The following is an 18,103-nucleotide window of genomic DNA, read 5'->3' as shown; positions in this document are numbered from 1 at the left end:
AGCATGGCAAAAGGAAAGACGGCCACTGTATTTTTCTGTCAGAACTGTGGCTATGAATCCACGAAATGGCTGGGACAATGTCCCGGCTGCAGAGAGTGGAATACTTTCGTGGAAGAGACGATAGATAAAACGGAATTGAAAAATACCGGAAACGGTGCAAAGAGAGACAGGAGAGAGGCTTCGGAGCCCTGTGTGCTGTCGGAGATCGCTATCCGGGAGGAAAATAAGACTCTCACCGGAATTAAGGAACTGGACCGGGTGCTGGGAGGCGGCATTGTGCAGGGATCTCTGACGCTGGTAGGCGGAGACCCCGGTATCGGTAAATCCACACTGTTATTGCAGGTCTGCCATAACTTATCCACGGCGGGACATAAAGTATTGTATATTTCCGGTGAGGAATCCAAGGTACAGATCAAGATGCGGGCGGATCGTCTGGGGGCTTTTTCGGAGCATATGCTGCTACTGTGTGAGACGAATCTGGATATCATCAGTGAAGTGATCCGCAAGAGCAAGCCGGAGGTCGTGATCATCGACTCCATACAGACCATGTACAACGAGAACGTGTCGGCGGCGCCGGGAAGCGTGTCTCAGGTGCGGGAATCCACCGGTATTTTGCTGCAGCTGGCAAAGGGACTGGGAATCTCAATCTTCATTGTAGGCCATGTGACCAAGGAAGGTACGGTGGCAGGTCCCAGAGTGCTGGAACATATGGTGGATACTGTTCTTTATTTTGAAGGGGACAGACATGCGTCCTACCGTATTCTGCGGGGGGTGAAGAACCGTTTTGGATCTACGAACGAGATCGGTGTTTTCGAGATGCGGGAAACGGGACTGGCAGAGGTCAAGAATCCTTCGGAATATATGCTGAACGGACGGCCGGAGAATGCCAGCGGCTCTGTGGTGGCGTGTACCATGGAGGGCACCAGACCGCTTCTGATCGAATTGCAGGCACTGGTGTGCCACAGTAATTTCGGCATCCCCAGAAGACAGACCACCGGTACGGATTTCAACCGTGTGAACCTGCTGATGGCGGTATTGGAGAAGAGATCGGGAGTGCAGCTGTCCTCCTGCGATGCCTACGTGAATATTACGGGAGGTATCAAGATCCAGGAGCCGGCCATTGATCTGGGAATCGTGCTGGCGATTCTGTCCAGCTTCCGGAATAAGGCATTGAATCCGAAAATGGTAGCTTTTGGAGAAGTGGGATTAAGCGGCGAAGTCCGCGCGGTCAGCATGGCAAAACAGCGTGTGGCGGAGGCGGAGAAACTGGGCTTCGAGGAATGCGTGGTGCCCTACGTGTCACTGGAAGAGTGCAAAAAAGGAAGCAAAATCCGTGTCATCGGCGTCAGCTCCGTGCAGGATGCCATGGACCGATTGTTCTAAAGAAGCTTTTTAGCATTTCATTATGAGGAGGACAAAGATATGGCCGTAAGAATAGGAATTGATATCGGCAGCAGTACCACCAAGATCGTAGCTTTTGAAGGAGAACATATGCTTCCGCCCATGGCAGTCAAGGCAGACAGCCAGGTGGCATCCCTCTACGGTGCTTTCGGAAGATATCTGTATGAGAATAATCTGCAGCTTTTAGATGTGGAAGGTGTCTATATCACCGGCGTGGGAAGCAAATATGTGGAGAAAGCGGTATACGATCGTCCGACCTATAAGGTAGATGAATTCGTTGCCACAGGAACCGGAGGCTATTATCTGACGGATAAAAAGGAAGTTATCGTTATCAGTATGGGAACCGGAAGCTTTTTCGTCAAGGTGACGGAGAATGAGATGAAGCATTTAGGTGGTGTCGGCCTCGGTGGCGGAACCATCTGCGGACTGTCCTCGATCATACTGAATACCGGGGACATCCATGAGATCGTCCCTCTGTCCCGGAAAGGTGATGTGGCAAAGATCGACTTGCGGATCGGCGATCTGGCCAAGGAAAAGCTCCCCGGCCTGAACCTGGACGTGACTGCGTCCAACTTCGGCAAAGCGGATGCCCAGTCCAAGCCCGAAGACATCGCGGCTGGTATCGTCCATATGGTCATCGAGAACATCTGCCAGGCCGGAATCCTGGCCTCCCGGAACACCGGCATCAAGGATTATATCCTCATCGGCGGCCTGACCAAATTCTTCGAGTGCCGCCAGATCATCGAAGACTTCAAGAGCCTGTGGGATGTAAAGATTACTATTCCGGAGTATTCTGATTATGCTACCGCTATTGGGGCGGTGATTGCGCCGGATGCGGAGAAAGAGGAGATTTGAGAAATAAAAAAGTAAGAGGGATTGATTTCTCAATCCCTCTTGGTGTATAATCTATTTAGAAAGTAAGTCGGAGGTGAAAATTCCGATTTGCCCTCAGTAAAATACTAGAAAAGAAATAGCATCTACTTTGGCGAGGGGATGCTATTTCTTTTTGTTATTATCGTCACCATGTCTGTCAATGTATGATAAAGCTGCAAAGACAACTAACAACAGAGTAAGTACTTCCATCGTATTCATGGGCATCACCCTCCTTTGTAAGACTAGAGGGCATCTAACAATCGGAAAATCGCATCCGCTTTCTGTTCGATTACACAAATACAGTATAACATAAATCGAACGTATGTTCAATATCATGATGAAAAACATTCCTGTTAATTCACATTAAAATAACACCCCATCATGGCGTGATTCTTCAGATCGCGCCATGGTGAGGTAAAAAGTGTTACCAAAACAGAAAATAAAAAAAGCCGATAACATCGACTTTTGAAAGCAGGGGAAGAGGGGATCGAACCCCCGTTAACGGTTTTGGAGACCGCCGCACTACCGCTGTACTATTCCCCTATGAAATTGTATCAGCTGAATCACTGACGAAAGCTATTATAGCATAGATGTTTATCATTTAGCAAGTGAAAATTTTAAATTTTTGCAAAAACTTTTGCAATTCCGGGGAAAACCACAAAGAATACCTTATAACACAATTAAAGCAGCCGCAGGCGGGAAACCTGCAGCCACTTTAATTGTGTAAAAGGGGAATTCTTCCGGAAATCTACTTATATAAGCGGTTCGGCTCTCGCCGAACATCCTAAGTATATTACACATTTCGGCTTTTGTCTACTATTTTTTTGCATAAATTTTACAAAAAAAGATTGTGTTATGACAAAAACGGTGAGAGGAAATGTATATAATCAGATACATAGGGGGAAAAGCTTGATTCCCGCCGCAGATTTCGTGTAATATAGGTAGTAAATGAGTATGAGAAAGTACGGCAGATAAGGGCTGTACGGAAATGAGGGAAAATATGGAACAGCATTTTAATACCCCGGCAGAAGTCATTGATAATAACATGAAGGCCGGAGAGGGCAAGGCACATCTTCCTCTGGGCAAGATGATCCTGTTAGGCATTATGGCAGGTGCTTTCATTGCACTGGGCGGAGCTACCAGCAGTACTGCGGCGCATGCTATTGACAACGTAGGTCTGGCCCGATTCGTAGCCGGTATCATCTTCCCTGTGGGACTGATGATCATTGTATTTGTAGGTGGAGAACTTTTCACCGGCAACTGCCTGATCGTCATGGACGTGGTAGGCAAAAAGGTGACCTGGTTCGAATGTATCCGCAATCTGATCGTGGTATATTTCAGCAACCTGATCGGCGCGCTGATCATTGATACCCTGATCTACTTTTCCGGAAATCTGGACTACACCGGCGGATTGCTGGGGGCTTATGCCATCAAAGTGGCAGTCGGCAAGGTAGGCATTTCTCCGCTGAAAGGAATTACCTCCGGTATCCTGTGTAACATTCTGGTATGTATTGCGATCCTGATGGCAGCGGCAGCTACGGATATCGTCGGTAAGATCTGGGCGATCTTCTTCCCGATCATGGCCTTCGTAGTCGGCGGTTTCGAGCACTGTGTTGCAAATATGTTCTACATTCCCGTAGGCATGATGGCTGCACAGAATCCCGCGTATGTTGCAAAGGCACAGGAAGCATACGGCCTGACCGCAGAGCAGATCCAGGGACTGACAGTACTGCACAGCCTGAACAACTTTATTCCCGTTACCATCGGCAATATCTTAGGCGGAATGGTATTCGTAGGAATCCCCTGCTACTTTATTTATAAGAAGAAGTGGCAGAAATGGCATGAGGAATCCAAGAACGCATAGGACGGGAAAGTAAATACAGAGCGGAACAGAAGCAGCTTGGGATAATGATAAGATCCCCGGCTGCTTTTTGCTTATACGATGTAACCGGTATAGCTTTATGTCTGCACAGGAGTTTGCAAGGGATGAACCGGATATGGATTTTCAGAATTATAAACGAAATATTAAATCGCATTTTTACACATGTAATATAAAAACATTAGAAAAACGGAGATAAAACGAGAAAATAAAAGAAATAGTTATTTAAATAACGGTGAATGCGTTTGAAAAACTCGGCATATAAAACTAATATAAACTATAGAAATTAGCACTCGATAAAAATGAGTGCTAACAAATGAAAAAGAGTAATATGATATTTAAATAGTTATAAGGAGGCAGTTGTCATGAGTTTGAAACCTTTAGGTGACAGAGTAGTATTAAAACAGTTAGTTGCAGAGGAGACTACCAAGTCCGGTATCGTGCTCCCCGGTCAGAATAAGGAAAAGCCCCAGCAGGCAGAAGTTGTTGCTGTCGGCCCCGGCGGTGTCGTAGACGGTAAGGAAGTAAAGATGGAAGTTAAGGTTGGCGATCAGGTCATCTATTCCAAATACTCAGGAACCGAAGTAAAGCTGGATGATGAAGAGTACATCATCGTAAAGCAGAGCGACATCCTTGCAATCATTCAGTAATTGCAAACCTAAAAAGAAATTAAGACTAAGAACAAATAAATTGGAGGCTGATTATTATGGCAAAAGAGATTAAATACGGCGCAGAAGCCCGTGCAGCATTAGAGGCTGGTGTAAACCAGCTGGCAGATACCGTAAGAGTAACCTTAGGACCCAAAGGAAGAAACGTAGTACTGGATAAGTCCTTCGGCGCACCCCTGATCACCAACGATGGTGTTACCATTGCAAAAGAGATCGAGCTGGAAGATGCATTCGAGAACATGGGTGCACAGCTGGTAAAGGAAGTAGCTACCAAGACCAACGATGTAGCCGGTGATGGTACTACCACCGCAACCGTTCTGGCACAGGCTATGGTAAATGCAGGGATGAAGAACCTGGCAGCAGGTGCTAACCCCATCATCCTGAGAAAAGGTATGAAGAAAGCAACCGCATGTGCAGTAGAAGCCATCGGTAAGATGAGCCAGAAAGTAAACGGCAAGGAGCACATCGCAAGAGTAGCTGCAATCTCCGCAGGGGATGAGGCTGTAGGACAGCTGGTTGCAGATGCTATGGAGAAGGTAAGCAACAACGGTGTTATCACCATTGAAGAGTCCAAGACCATGCAGACCGAACTGGATCTGGTAGAAGGTATGCAGTTCGACAGAGGTTATATTTCCGCTTACATGGCAACCGATATGGATAAGATGGAAGCTGTTCTGGATAACCCTTATATCCTGATCACTGACAAGAAGATCTCCAACATTCAGGAGATCCTGCCTCTGTTAGAGCAGATCGTTCAGTCCGGCGCTAAGCTGCTGATCATCGCTGAGGATGTAGAGGGCGAGGCACTGACCACCCTGATCGTTAACAAGCTGCGTGGTACTTTCAACGTAGTAGCCGTTAAGGCTCCCGGCTATGGTGACAGAAGAAAAGCTATGCTGGAGGATATCGCAATCCTGACCGGTGGTACCGTGATCAGCTCCGAGCTTGGTTATGAACTGAAAGATACCACAATGGATATGCTGGGTCGTGCAAAATCCGTTAAGGTACAGAAAGAGAACACCGTGATCGTAGACGGTGAAGGCGATAAGGAAGCATTACAGTCCAGAATCGCACAGATCAAGAAGCAGATCGAAGAGACCACTTCTGATTTCGACAGAGAGAAATTACAGGAGAGACTGGCTAAGCTGTCCGGTGGTGTTGCAGTTATCCGTGTAGGTGCTGCTACCGAGACCGAGATGAAGGAAGCTAAGCTTCGTCTGGAAGATGCTCTGGCAGCTACCAGAGCAGCCGTAGAGGAAGGTATCATCTGTGGTGGCGGTTCCGCATACATTCATGCATCCAAGGAAGTTGCCAAACTGGCAGCAAGTCTGGAAGGTGATGAGAAGACCGGTGCAGGCATTGTCCTGAAAGCACTGGAAGCACCTCTGTATCACATCGCAGCAAACGCAGGACTGGAAGGCAGCGTTATCATCAACAAGGTACGTGAGTCTGAGGTCGGTGTCGGTTTCGATGCTCTGAAAGAGGAATATGTAGATATGGTAAGCGCAGGCATCCTGGATCCCGCTAAGGTTACCAGAAGCGCTCTGCAGAACGCTACCAGCGTAGCAAGCACACTACTTACTACCGAAAGCGTTGTAGCTAATATCAAAGAAGACACCCCCGCAATGCCCGCCGGCGGCGCAGGCATGGGCGGAATGATGTAAGCGTCAGGACCGCTTCGACGCAGCCGTGCTAAAAAGGGAGCACACTATGCAAGCTAGCTTGCAATAGTGCGCTTCTTTTTTAGTGCGGATATGGCGAAGTCCAGCGGATATCGCATGAATTGCGAAGCAATTTATGCGATAAGCCGCTGCTGCGTCAGATCCCCTTGACTCTCCCCCAAAAACCTCTTAAACTTATCTCAAACACATCAAAGAAAGAGGTATACCCTTATGAATCGTTTTGAATACATCGTAGAAAGCATTGACGGCGATTATGCCCATCTTCGCAGAACAGACATCGAATCCGATGAATTAAAGCTGGTGGCCCGCGCGCTGCTTCCGCCCGAGATCATGGAGGGCACGAAGCTGTTATACGAGTGGATGCAGTATTCCATTATGGAATAATTATGCCAAATTTTGAAATGTCCGGAGAAAACGCAATATTTGTCATAAAATAAAAGGGAAACTGGCACGACAGGAGAGTTGGTAAAGAATACACTTATAGTATGAGCGTGGTACACGCAGCTTTGCGCAAATAGAAAGACTAATACATGTAAAAAGGAGACTCCCTATGAGTGAACCTAGAACTTATCATAACCCTGTACAACGCGGTTTTTTCCCGGATCCTTCGGTGATCCGTGTCGGTAACGATTATTACATGGTGAATTCCAGTTTCCAGTATTTTCCGGCGATCCCCATTTCCCATTCCAGGGATATGGTACACTGGCACATTATCGGTCATGCCATCACGAATCCGGAATGGCTGGATCTCAGCGACATCCGGGATTCCCACGGAATCTGGGCACCGGATATTGAATATGTGGACGGAAAATACTATATCTATGTTACCTTACGCCTGAATGCGGACGGCAAGCGTGATAACAACGTAATGCGCAGACAACTGGTGATGGTGTCCGACAGGCCGGAGGGTCCTTATAGTAAGCCGGTATGTCTGGAAGTGGACGATATCGATCCGTCTCTGTTCGTGGATGATGACGGCAGCAGATATATGATCATTGCCAAGGCAGCACAGGCGGTTCCCCTGACGGCGGACGGACTGGCAGTGGCGGGTCCGGCGAAGACCGCATGGGAAGGCACGGGCGAGCGTTGCTCTGAAGGTCCCCATATCATGAAAAAGGACGGTTATTATTACGCTATCGTGGCTGAGGGTGGCACCGGTTACGGCCATGGCATCAATGTGGGAAGAAGTAAGAATTTCTACGGTCCTTATGAGTGTTCTCCCTATAATCCGGTCATGCGTCAGAAGGACCCTGCGGCACCCATTCAGAGAGCCGGACACGGCAAGCTGGTACAGGATCAGAACGGTCAGTGGTGGTGTTATTATCTCTGCGGAAGACCTAACGAGGGCAACTATACTACCGTAGGCAGAGAGTCTGCTCTGGATCCCGTACAGTGGACGGAGGACGGCTGGTTTACCGTCAACGAAGGAAAAGGCCCCAGCCTGACACAGATTGCACCGGATCTTCCCGAGTGTATCTACGAGAGAAACTTATTTGATGATTTTAACGATACCAGGCTGAATCTGGAATGGGAGTTCGTGCGCAACCCGGATAACGGATCCTGGTCACTGACGGAACGTCCCGGGTATTACAGGATCTGGACCAGAGACGGACAGTTGAATGAGATCCGTGCGAAAAATACGTTGTTACGCAGAGAACAGGAGTTGTCCTACGTGGCAGAGACGAAGCTGGAATTCTACCCGGATAAGGACGGAGAACAGGCGGGACTGACCTGCTACTACAGTACAGCCACCTATGCCAGATGCTCTCTGTGCTATGAGGGCGGACGGAAGATCCAACTGGTCATCAACCGCAACCACGGCGAGGAGCTGGTGGCGGAAGTGGACCATGTGAAGGAAGGCGCTCTGTATCTGAAAGTAGTGGTGGAGAAGCTGACCAGAACTTTCTATTACAGCTATGACGGAGAGAACTGGGAGCAGGTCGGAGTTCTGGAGAACTGCATTTACCTCTGTGACGAGGGTGTTCCCGATGATCCTAAACGCCATACCGGTACGCTGGTAGGCATCTATGCCAACAACGGAGGCTGTGGAAGCCGCAAAGCAGCGGATTTTGACTACTTTAAATATGAGGATTAGACAAAAAAGAAGTCCTGATTTTGGCTAAAAGTGCGAAAAACTCGCAACTGTAAGAAATCTGTTTGCCAAATAGTCGAAATAATGGTAGAATAATTATGATTCAAAATGTAAGAGCTTACATTATGGATCGACAGGAACAAATGCAACGCATAGTTTCATACATCTCTTTTCAAAGGATCCCGGGTGAGCAGCCCGGGATCTTTTGTGCATCTGAGGTTTGTGCATCCGAAGCAGTCTGGAATAGAAAATAATAGAAAATAATTTCAAAAAATTTATAAGATTTTGTCGAAAACTGTCACGTATATAATGTAGTGAGGTTTTAACATGACTAAAGACGAAGAAATCAGAATGATAAATGAAAAACTGGATTTTTTATGTAATGGAGGCAAGTGATGAGGAGTTCGATACCGAAGAGGTACGCAAACTTGTGAAGCGATTAGATGAATTGGATCCCATACCATTGCCGTGGAAATCGGATGAGGAAGCATTGAAAGACTTCTGGGATTATTGTGAAGAGAGACAGAGGGAAGAACGTATAATAGCAGAGATGAAAATTAAGGGCTGAGAAGTCAGTGCCTTTGGAAAAAGTATGTGGTAAAATATATATACGAGAAACGAAATGCTGCAAGAATTGCCAGACGTAGGTCAATTCATCCTAGCTATGGATACTTGGTTTGAAAAACTGATGGAGAAATAATCTAGGAAAATAGTTTAAAGTTTACATGTTATGATCATGTATGAAGTTGGAACAAAATAAAGATTGTGCTATACTATTGTTCAAGAAAAAAACTCATTGACATATTTCAATCTATTTAGGAGGATAAACGATCATGTGTACAGCAGCAACTTATAAAACAAAAGATTTTTACTTTGGACGAACCCTCGATTATGAATTCTCTTATGGTGATCAGATAGTAATTACACCACGTAATTATGCGTTTAATTTTCGCCATGTTGGCGATATGAAAAATCATTATGCAATTATTGGAATGGCTCATGTTGCAGAGGATTATCCTTTGTATTATGATGCTATGAATGAAAAAGGAGTGGCAATGGCAGGACTGAATTTTGTCGGAAATGCTGTTTATGCCGCGATTAAGCCAGATGTGGAAAATATTGCACAGTTTGAATTTATTCCGTGGATTTTAAGTCAGTGTTCTTCTTTAGTTGAAGTTCGCGAGCTTCTTGAACGAATTAATATTGTTAATACTCCTTTCAGCGAGCAATTCCCATTAGCACAATTACACTGGATCATTTCTGATGAGAATGAGTCAATTACGGTAGAATCTATGTCAGATGGTTTACATATTTATGACAATCCAGTAGGAGTGCTTACGAATAATCCGCCATTTCCACAGCAGATGTTTCAACTAAATAATTATATGTATTTATCTCCTAAACAGCCCAGAAATACTTTCTGCGAGAATTTGGCTCTTGATGCATATAGTAGAGGTATGGGAGGATTAGGTCTTCCGGGAGATCTCTCATCTTCCTCACGCTTTGTACGTGTGGCTTTTACAAAGGTAAATGCAATTTCAGGTGAATCAGGGGAAGAAAGCGTTAGCCAATTCTTCCACATTCTCGGATCTGTGGATCAGCAACGAGGATGTTGCGAAGTAGCGGATGGAAAATATGAAATCACATTGTATACGTCGTGTTGTAATGTTACAAAAGGTATTTATTATTACAATACTTATGAAAACCATCAGATCAGTGCAGTAGATATGCATGTAGAAAATCTGGATAGTGATAAAATGATTTGTTATCCAGTAATTCAAGGAGAACGAATCAACTATCAAAATAAATAATGTTTTGAAATCAGGGATGAGGTAGAAAGGAAAGTTCCATGACAAAAGATGAAGTAAAAAAACTCAGGATGGACAGTCCGGAATCACTACAGTTTTTAAATAATGCTACAAAATTTTATAATTTAATGATGATGTATCGTTGTGCTATTCGGGAGATACAAACTAAACTTGAGGTTTTGGATGATGAATTTTCAGCTGAGAACAATCGAAATCCTATTTCTTTTATAAAAACAAGAATTAAGAAGCCCAATAGTATTTACGATAAACTGCAGAAGATGGGATATGAATTTACAACAGAAAATATACAGACATATCTCAATGATGTAGCAGGCGTTCGAATAGTTTGTGCGTTTATTGACGATATTTATATGATATCAGATTTGATTACCCAACAGGATGATATTAAAGTTATTGAAATAAAAGATTATATAAAAAATCCAAAATCGAATGGTTATCGAAGCTATCATATGATTGTTGAAATACCAGTATTTTTTGCTAAGGGTAAAACACCTATGCGTGTAGAATTACAGATTCGAACCAATGGTATGGATTTCTGGGCAACATTGGAACATCAACTTCGCTATAAAAAAGGAATTGAAGAAATGCCTGGCTATGATGAGATAAGTGAAGAATTACTTCATTCTGCAAGAGCTATCATTGAAGCAGATAATGAAATGCAGAGAATAAAAGACAAAATTGGTATGTTCTACGAAATTTAGGGAGAAAACTGAGCAAGTAGGAAGGTGGAATATATATGAAACAAGATACTTTAGAGGGCAAAGCAAAAACAAAAAATGGGGTAAAACGGCTGTGTTTTTCCATAATCTGCATTCTTCTGGAAGTGATTTTTATTATTACTATCGTAACACGCTTGAATGAATATGCAGAAATCATAAATTTATTTACAAGGATTTTGAGTGGAATCTTGGTTTTGGGATTGTACGCATCAAATAAGACATCCTCTATGAAAATGCCCTGGGTCATCTTAATTCTGATTTTCCCAATTATGGGTGTAGGCCTGTATTTGTTGATTGGTTTGAATGGTGGCACACATAAAATGCGTGAGCGATATGCAGAAATTGATAGCAAATTGTTACCAATGCTTCCGGACAGTCAGGAGTGTTTGAGCAGAATAAAAGAAACAATTCCGAAAGCAGGAAATATAGCAAGTTACATACAAAGAAATTCGCAGTATCCAATCTATCAGAATACGGATATTGTGTATTTTGATGAAGCAGTGAAAGGATTAGAGGCACAGCTTAAGGATTTGGAGAAAGCACAGAAGTTTATCTTTATGGAATATCATGCGATAGAAGACGCTGAAGCATGGCATAAGATTCAAGATGTTCTGGAAGAGCGAGTAAAAGCAGGTGTGGAAGTTAGAGTATTCTACGATGATATGGGTTCTATAGGCTTTATTAACACAGATTTTGTGAAAAAAATGGAGGCAATAGGAATTCATTGCCGTGTATTCAATCCGTTTATGCCAGGTTTAAATCTGTTTTTGAACAATCGTGATCATAGAAAAATAACAGTTATTGATGGAAAAGTCGGATTTACAGGTGGATATAATCTAGCAAACGAATATTTTAATTACACACACCCGTATGGACAGTGGAAAGATACAGGTATTCGTTTAGAAGGAGATGCTGTTCAGTCGCTTACGGTGACATTTTTGGAAATGTGGAATGCAGTAAGTAATAAGGATGCTAATGATTCTGATTTTAGTAAATACCTTTTCCGCTATGATTATGCGGCACAGCAAACTGGGTTTGTTCAACCTTATGCAGACAGCCCTATGGATAATGAGCAAGTAGGAGAAGAAGTTTATATCAGTATGATAAATAAAGCTGAAAAATATTGTTGGTTTATGACTCCATATCTAATCATAACAGATGAAATGACGCATGCGTTATGTCTGGCTGCTAAGCGAGGGGTAGACGTAAGAATTATCACACCTGGTATTCCTGATAAAAAATTCATTTATAATATAACTCGTTCTTTTTATCATGGATTAGTTAAACATGGTGTTCGTGTTTATGAGTGGACTCCTGGTTTCTGTCATGCAAAAATGAGTGTGGCAGATGACTGTATGGCAACTTGTGGAACAATTAATTTGGATTATCGAAGTTTATATCACCATTTTGAAAACGGCTGTTTTATGGCAGATTGTCAGGCAGTTGTGGATATAAAAAATGATCTGATAAGAACGATGGGAGAATGTCGTGATGTGACAGACCAATATCAAACCGGACGAAGTGCATATTTGCGACTGGGACAATTATTTATGAGATTATTTGCTGGATTGCTATAAGAATCTGATGAAACGACCTTTCAAAAAACAGTTGATTTAGAAGTTAACTGTTTTTGAAAGGCCGTTTTTGCTATATCTAACAGTCTGTTGTACAAAGAAGATTTTGCATGGATGAAAAAACAAACCTTGTTGAGGTTAAATTGAGATTGACTTTGTATTGTATAAGTATGAAATAAAAAGGAATCAGGTGATGTACAATGAAAAAGCATAAAATATGTAAAATCCTTCTTGTTATACTGGCAATTTTTTTATGTGTGGCTTTTTATGAATTGCTCGGAATCTGCGTTGCATATAAAAAGCAGCCGGAAGTGTCCAATACAACCAAAAAAGAAACAAAAAATGGGTCATGGAACGAATGCAGTGAAAATACAGAACGGGCAGTAATCATAGAAAAGAATCCAGAAGCGCTTTTACAAAGAGTGCGTTTGATCAAGAATGCAAAAAAGGAAATTATTCTTTCTACTTTTGCATTTCAATCCGATGAAAGTGGAAAATTGATTTTAGGAGCACTGCATGATGCGGCAGACAGAGGTGTACATATTCGTCTGTTAGTAGATGGAATGGAGAGCTGGATTGATATGGAAGGAAATCCGTATTTCTATGGATTATCTTCCCATGAGAATGTTGAAATTAAACTATATAATAAGGCCAATCCGTTGAAACCATGGAAGATGATGGGTAGAATGCATGATAAATATTTGATTGCAGATGGTAAGACATATATTCTTGGGGGAAGAAATACATACAATTATTTCCTGGGTGATTTTCCGGGACATAAGAACTATGACAGAGACGTGTTAGTGGTTTGCGATGAACCTGAGAAAGAAAATTCAGTTAACCAGTTGTTAGAGTATTTTGAAACGATATGGGAACAAGAAGACAGTGGTTATTTTCATGACAATAAAAAACTGGCAAATAGACAATCTGTAAAGAACGCAGTTTTAGAGCTGCAGAACGGCTATCAGAAATATTTTGAAGAGAATAAGGAAAGAATCTGCGATACCGATTACACGGACGAAACTTTTGAGACAGAAAAGATTGCATTAGTGTCAAATCCTATTCACACAGGTCCCAAGGAACCAGTAGTCTGGTATCAACTGGGAGAACTAATGAAAAATGCAAAAGAGCGCGTGAAAATTCATACACCATATATTATCTGTAATGATATGATGTATAATACATGGAAAGAGATTGCGGAGAGAGTTCCGGATTTTTCTATCATGACCAATTCGGTTGCCAACAATGGAAATCCGTTTGGTTCTGCTGATTATGCGAGAAACAGAAACAGAATTTTAAATACAGGAATTGATATCTGGGAGTATGAAGGCGGCTATTCTTACCACGGAAAAAGCATTCTGATTGATGATGATCTATCCGTAATCGGTTCCTTTAACATGGATATGAGAAGCACGTATCTGGATACGGAACTGATGCTTGTAATACGTAGCAGAGAGATTAATAAACAGTTGGAAGAAGGCATGATGGAATATGAAAGAGTGTCCCGACAGGTATTGGAAGATGGAACCTATCGTGATCCGTATCATGTAGAGCCAATTGAATTGACAAAGAAGCGTCAGAGAAACGTACTTTTGGTACAGCATCTGCTTGGATGGGCAAGGTATCTGTTCTGATAAAGGAGGAAGAAGATCGTGTTTCAAATATTAATTGTAGAAGATGATAAAGAATTAAGCCAGCTATTCCAAAAAGTGCTTGAGAAGAATGGATATCAGGTCAAAAGTGCATCGGATGGAGCACTGGCATTAGAAATATTGGATAAAGAGTACATTGATCTGATCATTTCCGATATTATGATGCCGGTTATGGATGGTTATGAACTGGTGTCGGAACTCCGTTCAGCAGGATATCAGATACCGGTACTTATGATCACTGCGAAAGGTTCCTTTGATGATATGCGCCAGGGATTTCTTTCGGGAAGTGACGATTATATGGTAAAACCGGTAAACGTGAATGAAATGGTTTTAAGAGTCGGAGCACTGCTTCGCCGTGCACAGATACTGAATGAACACAAAATTGTGATCGGTTCAACAGAGTTTGATTATGATGCAATGACGGTTACAACTGATAAGGAAAGTCTTGTTTTGCCTAAAAAAGAATTCCTGCTTTTATATAAGCTTGCAGCTTCGCCAGGCAGAACATTTACAAAACAACAGTTGATGGATGAAGTATGGGGATACGAGACGGAGGCAGACCCACATACGATAGAGGTACATATAGGAAGAATCAGGGAGCGTTTGAAAGATAACCCTGATTTTGAAATCGTAACAATGCGTGGAATTGGATACAAGGTGGTGAAAAAATAATGGAACAAAAGAAAGAAAAAGGATTGCGGATCCGATCCTGTCTGACTGGTGCAATCTGGCTGGCACTTGTATTTTCAACAGTCATATCTGCGTTATTATTTGCTTTTTTGAATCATTTTTTTCATCTGCCGGGCAGCATACCTGTGCTTGGCTGGCTTTTGATTTTCAATACATTGATTGCAGGGCTGATCACTTCCTTTATTAATGCAAAGTTACTGGAACCAATTACCAGACTCAGTAAAGCAATGAAGGAAGTTTCTCGGGGAGATTTTGAACAGCATTTGGAAACGAACAGCCGTATAGCAGAAGTTGGAGAATCTTATCAAAGTTTTAACGTTATGACAAAAGAACTTCGTGCAACAGAAGTACTGCAGATGGATTTTGTCTCCAATGTTTCTCATGAGTTTAAGACCCCGATCAATGCCATTGAAGGGTATACAATGCTTCTTCAGGGAGAAGAACTGTCTCAGGAGCAAGAGGAATATGTAGAAAAAATCCTGTTTAATACCCAAAGGCTTTCCGGATTGGTTGGAAATATTTTGCTGTTATCCAAGTTAGAGAATCAGAACATACCAATGAAAAAAACAGAATATCGTTTGGATGAACAGATCCGTCAGGCATTTCTTTCCCTGGAGACAAAATGGACAGAAAAAGAAATTGGTTTCCAGGTAGAGCTTGAGGAAGTTAAATATACTGGGAATGAGGGACTTTTTATGCATATATGGATGAATCTTTTAGATAATGCGATTAAGTTCAGTCCTGCAAAGGGGACAATTATGATGTTTTTGAAGCAGGAAAAGGATTCTGTAATGTTTATTCTGGAAGATGAAGGACCGGGAATAGAGGATGATGTGAAAACCAGAATATTTGATAAATTTTATCAGGCAGACGGTTCTCACAAAGCAGAAGGAAATGGTCTCGGCCTTGCACTTGCGAAACGGATCGTAGATAGTGCTGGCGGGACAATCAAGGCAGAAAACCGGGAATATGGTGGATGCAGATTTGTTGTAGAGCTTCCAATACAGAAAGATGAGGCCATATAAGTTTAAGAAAAACAGATAGAGGAGGAATTACATGACATTTTATCAGGAGTTGCAGTTAAATCAGGCAGGTTCTAAAAACCTGTTGAAAAAGAGTGAAACACTAAAAGAAAAATTATATCATATGTGGGTATATCTGGTGAAGATAGCTGCTACAATGGCATTTTGTTTTTTCTTTGTTAGTATTTTCAGTATCCTATTTGGAAATGAGAACAGCATTGTAGGTGTAGTAGTCTTATTATGTCTCATGGTGTTTAGAAATGCGGATCTGGGGATCCACACCGGACAATCTACGATGCTTTTGGCTTTGTTCTTTGTAATTATGACTGTATGTCCGCATTTAGCAAATCAGTTTTCACCGGTATTGGGAATGCTGTTAAATATTGCGGCACTGGCTGTGTTGATTCTGTTCGGATGCCATAATCCATTCATGTTTAATCAATCTACATTGGTTCTTGGGTATCTACTGCTATATGGTTATGATGTTACGGGAAAAAGCTATCAGATGCGATTAGTCGGAATGGCTTTAGGTGCAGCACTTACCTGCTTCGTATTTTATCGAAATCATAAAAACAGAACCTATAAAAGAAATCTGAAAGATCTGATACAAGAATTTGATATCACTTCTTCCAGAACAAAATGGCAGATATGTCAGATTTTATGCGTACCGATTGTCCTTTGCATTGCAGAACTTTGTAATATGCCACGTGCAATGTGGGCTGGTATTGCGGCCATGTCCACGATTTTGCCGTTTATGGAAGATATGCACTACAGAGTCCGTAAAAGGATTGTCGGAAATATTGCAGGTGTTATATGTTTTACAGTATTATATTTTCTGCTTCCTTCGTCAATCTATGCATATATAGGAATTCTTGGTGGAATCGGTGTAGGATTTTCAGCACAATATGGCTGGCAGGCAGTATTTAACACATTTGGTGCTTTAGCCATTGCTGCAGAGACTTATGGACTACAAGGAGCGGTTAGTCTTAGAGTGATTCAAAATGTTTTTGGTGTTGTGTTTGCTTTAGCATTTTGTGTTATATTTTATTGGTTTATGTCTAAAAAAAAGGAAAGTGAGGTGACCGTACATGCAGAGTGAAGTGAATCAGGAAGAAAATTTGAATAGAATTATTACGGTTCCTAATCTTCTTTCTTTTTTTCGGCTTTGTCTGATTCCGGTAATTATATGGAGTTATTGTGTAAAGAAAAATCCTCTGTTAGCTGGTGAAATCTTATTGCTGTCTGGTCTTACGGATCTTGCTGATGGATATATCGCAAGAAGATTCCATAGAATTAGTAATTTAGGAAAAATACTTGATCCGGTGGCTGATAAGCTGACACAGGCAGCGATGTTAATCTGTCTGTTTACTCGTTTTCCGCATGTGCTTCTTTTAATCGTAATAATGGCAGGTAAGGAGCTGTATATGGTAGTCAGTGGATGTCTTGTGATACGAAAGACGGGAAAAGTACATGGTGCAGACTGGCATGGAAAGATAGTAACCTTTTTATTATATGGAACTGCAACGGTGCATATTATATGGTTCCACATTACACCGATGGTATCAGATCTGTTGATTGGTTTGTGCGCTATAATGATGGTCATATCGGTCGCTCTGTATATTATCCAGAATACCAGGACTCTTAAGGGAGAGACTGTATAAGCAATTTTATATTGCAATGACTAGAAAAATATTTAGGAGAATATTGATGAGATAAAGAAGGATAAAAACTTAACCTGGATAGAATCAGAACAGATAATTTTTGCATGGCTGGATAAAGACAATCAGGTTACTCCGTTAACGGACGAGCAATTAAATCCGGTATGGAAAATACTAAATTACGAAACAGGGAAATATGAATCTGTTCAGAAACACTTCCGAGTATTTGAAGTGTAGAAGTTTTGTGATACAAAGTGTAAACGTAAGAAAAAATAATACATTTGCGCTGACTTGAAATTTTAAATTCCAGTGCACAGGTAAATTCCACCGTGTCTTTAAAAATTGCTTGAAATCGAATAATTTT

The 18,103-nt window shown here is 42.1% G+C and carries 17 protein-coding genes and 1 tRNA gene; 16 read left to right on the top strand and 2 right to left on the bottom strand.

The window, feature by feature from the left end; genetic code table 11:
• Positions 1 to 3: 3 nt before the first annotated feature.
• Both radA and coaW read left to right on the top strand, forming a co-directional pair.
• The gene (gene radA / locus OCV96_RS13155) at positions 4 to 1,383 is read left to right on the top strand and encodes a DNA repair protein RadA (RefSeq protein WP_118503523.1); all 1,380 of its coding nucleotides are present in this window, start codon (positions 4 to 6) and stop codon (positions 1,381 to 1,383) included.
• A gap of 39 nt (positions 1,384 to 1,422) precedes the next feature.
• A complete protein-coding gene (coaW, locus tag OCV96_RS13150) occupies positions 1,423 to 2,256 on the top strand; it encodes a type II pantothenate kinase (protein WP_118503521.1) in 834 nt (277 codons plus the stop codon).
• Positions 2,257 to 2,746: 490 nt separating this feature from the next.
• On the opposite strand, the gene OCV96_RS13145 is transcribed toward coaW, so the two are convergent.
• Positions 2,747 to 2,817 (bottom strand) — tRNA-Trp (locus OCV96_RS13145).
• Positions 2,818 to 3,274: 457 nt separating this feature from the next.
• Here OCV96_RS13145 and OCV96_RS13140 point away from each other — a divergent pair.
• From OCV96_RS13140 to OCV96_RS13075, 14 genes are all read left to right on the top strand, one after another.
• Complete coding sequence (locus OCV96_RS13140; RefSeq protein ID WP_022313392.1) at positions 3,275 to 4,138, top strand: formate/nitrite transporter family protein; 864 nt, start codon at positions 3,275 to 3,277, stop codon at positions 4,136 to 4,138.
• 380 nt (positions 4,139 to 4,518) lie between these two features.
• Complete coding sequence (groES, locus tag OCV96_RS13135) at positions 4,519 to 4,803, top strand: co-chaperone GroES (protein ID WP_117465883.1); 285 nt, start codon at positions 4,519 to 4,521, stop codon at positions 4,801 to 4,803.
• Between the two features lie 56 nt (positions 4,804 to 4,859).
• Positions 4,860 to 6,485, top strand: a complete 1,626-nt coding sequence (groL, locus tag OCV96_RS13130) for a chaperonin GroEL (protein ID WP_117465882.1) — start codon at positions 4,860 to 4,862, stop codon at positions 6,483 to 6,485.
• 228 nt (positions 6,486 to 6,713) lie between these two features.
• Positions 6,714 to 6,887: a hypothetical protein gene (locus tag OCV96_RS13125; protein ID WP_022153764.1), complete on the top strand. Its 174-nt coding sequence runs from the start codon at positions 6,714 to 6,716 to the stop codon at positions 6,885 to 6,887.
• Positions 6,888 to 7,053: 166 nt separating this feature from the next.
• Positions 7,054 to 8,598 (top strand): glycoside hydrolase family 43 protein, encoded by a 1,545-nt coding sequence (locus tag OCV96_RS13120; protein WP_118537935.1) that lies wholly within the window; start codon positions 7,054 to 7,056, stop codon positions 8,596 to 8,598.
• Positions 8,599 to 8,953: 355 nt separating this feature from the next.
• Positions 8,954 to 9,163 carry a histidinol dehydrogenase gene (locus tag OCV96_RS13115; protein WP_227733136.1) on the top strand — a complete coding sequence of 70 codons (210 nt, stop codon included), beginning with the start codon at positions 8,954 to 8,956 and terminating at the stop codon, positions 9,161 to 9,163.
• A gap of 265 nt (positions 9,164 to 9,428) precedes the next feature.
• Entirely contained in the window at positions 9,429 to 10,406 is a 978-nt protein-coding gene (gene bsh, locus OCV96_RS13110) for a choloylglycine hydrolase (protein ID WP_118503515.1), read from the top strand.
• Positions 10,407 to 10,444: 38 nt separating this feature from the next.
• Positions 10,445 to 11,125 (top strand): GTP pyrophosphokinase, encoded by a 681-nt coding sequence (locus tag OCV96_RS13105; protein WP_118503513.1) that lies wholly within the window; start codon positions 10,445 to 10,447, stop codon positions 11,123 to 11,125.
• Positions 11,126 to 11,160: 35 nt separating this feature from the next.
• A complete protein-coding gene (cls, locus tag OCV96_RS13100; RefSeq protein ID WP_262594697.1) occupies positions 11,161 to 12,720 on the top strand; it encodes a cardiolipin synthase in 1,560 nt (519 codons plus the stop codon).
• 197 nt (positions 12,721 to 12,917) lie between these two features.
• The gene (locus tag OCV96_RS13095) at positions 12,918 to 14,351 is read left to right on the top strand and encodes a phospholipase D family protein (RefSeq protein WP_262594696.1); all 1,434 of its coding nucleotides are present in this window, start codon (positions 12,918 to 12,920) and stop codon (positions 14,349 to 14,351) included.
• Between the two features lie 18 nt (positions 14,352 to 14,369).
• On the top strand, positions 14,370 to 15,041 hold the full coding sequence (locus OCV96_RS13090) for a response regulator transcription factor (protein ID WP_117504378.1): 672 nt from the start codon (positions 14,370 to 14,372) through the stop codon (positions 15,039 to 15,041).
• Positions 15,041 to 16,084, top strand: coding sequence for a sensor histidine kinase (locus tag OCV96_RS13085; protein WP_262594695.1), 1,044 nt, complete (start codon positions 15,041 to 15,043; stop codon positions 16,082 to 16,084). Before OCV96_RS13090 ends, OCV96_RS13085 begins: the two co-directional genes overlap by 1 nt.
• A 31-nt stretch (positions 16,085 to 16,115) precedes the next feature.
• Positions 16,116 to 17,180 (top strand): FUSC family protein, encoded by a 1,065-nt coding sequence (locus OCV96_RS13080; RefSeq protein ID WP_262594694.1) that lies wholly within the window; start codon positions 16,116 to 16,118, stop codon positions 17,178 to 17,180.
• Positions 17,170 to 17,742 (top strand): CDP-alcohol phosphatidyltransferase family protein, encoded by a 573-nt coding sequence (locus OCV96_RS13075; RefSeq protein ID WP_262594693.1) that lies wholly within the window; start codon positions 17,170 to 17,172, stop codon positions 17,740 to 17,742. Before OCV96_RS13080 ends, OCV96_RS13075 begins: the two co-directional genes overlap by 11 nt.
• Before the next feature lie 127 nt (positions 17,743 to 17,869).
• On the opposite strand, the gene OCV96_RS13070 is transcribed toward OCV96_RS13075, so the two are convergent.
• Positions 17,870 to 18,103: hypothetical protein (locus OCV96_RS13070; protein ID WP_262594692.1), on the bottom strand; the 234-nt coding region annotated here is incomplete at its 5' end.

The sequence above is a fragment of the Waltera acetigignens genome (assembly GCF_025567015.1).
In the GTDB taxonomy this organism is placed as follows: Bacteria; Bacillota; Clostridia; order Lachnospirales; family Lachnospiraceae; genus Acetatifactor; species Acetatifactor acetigignens.
The sequence above is the reverse complement of the archived record's forward strand: the minus strand, read 5'-3'. Positions and strand labels throughout refer to the sequence as shown.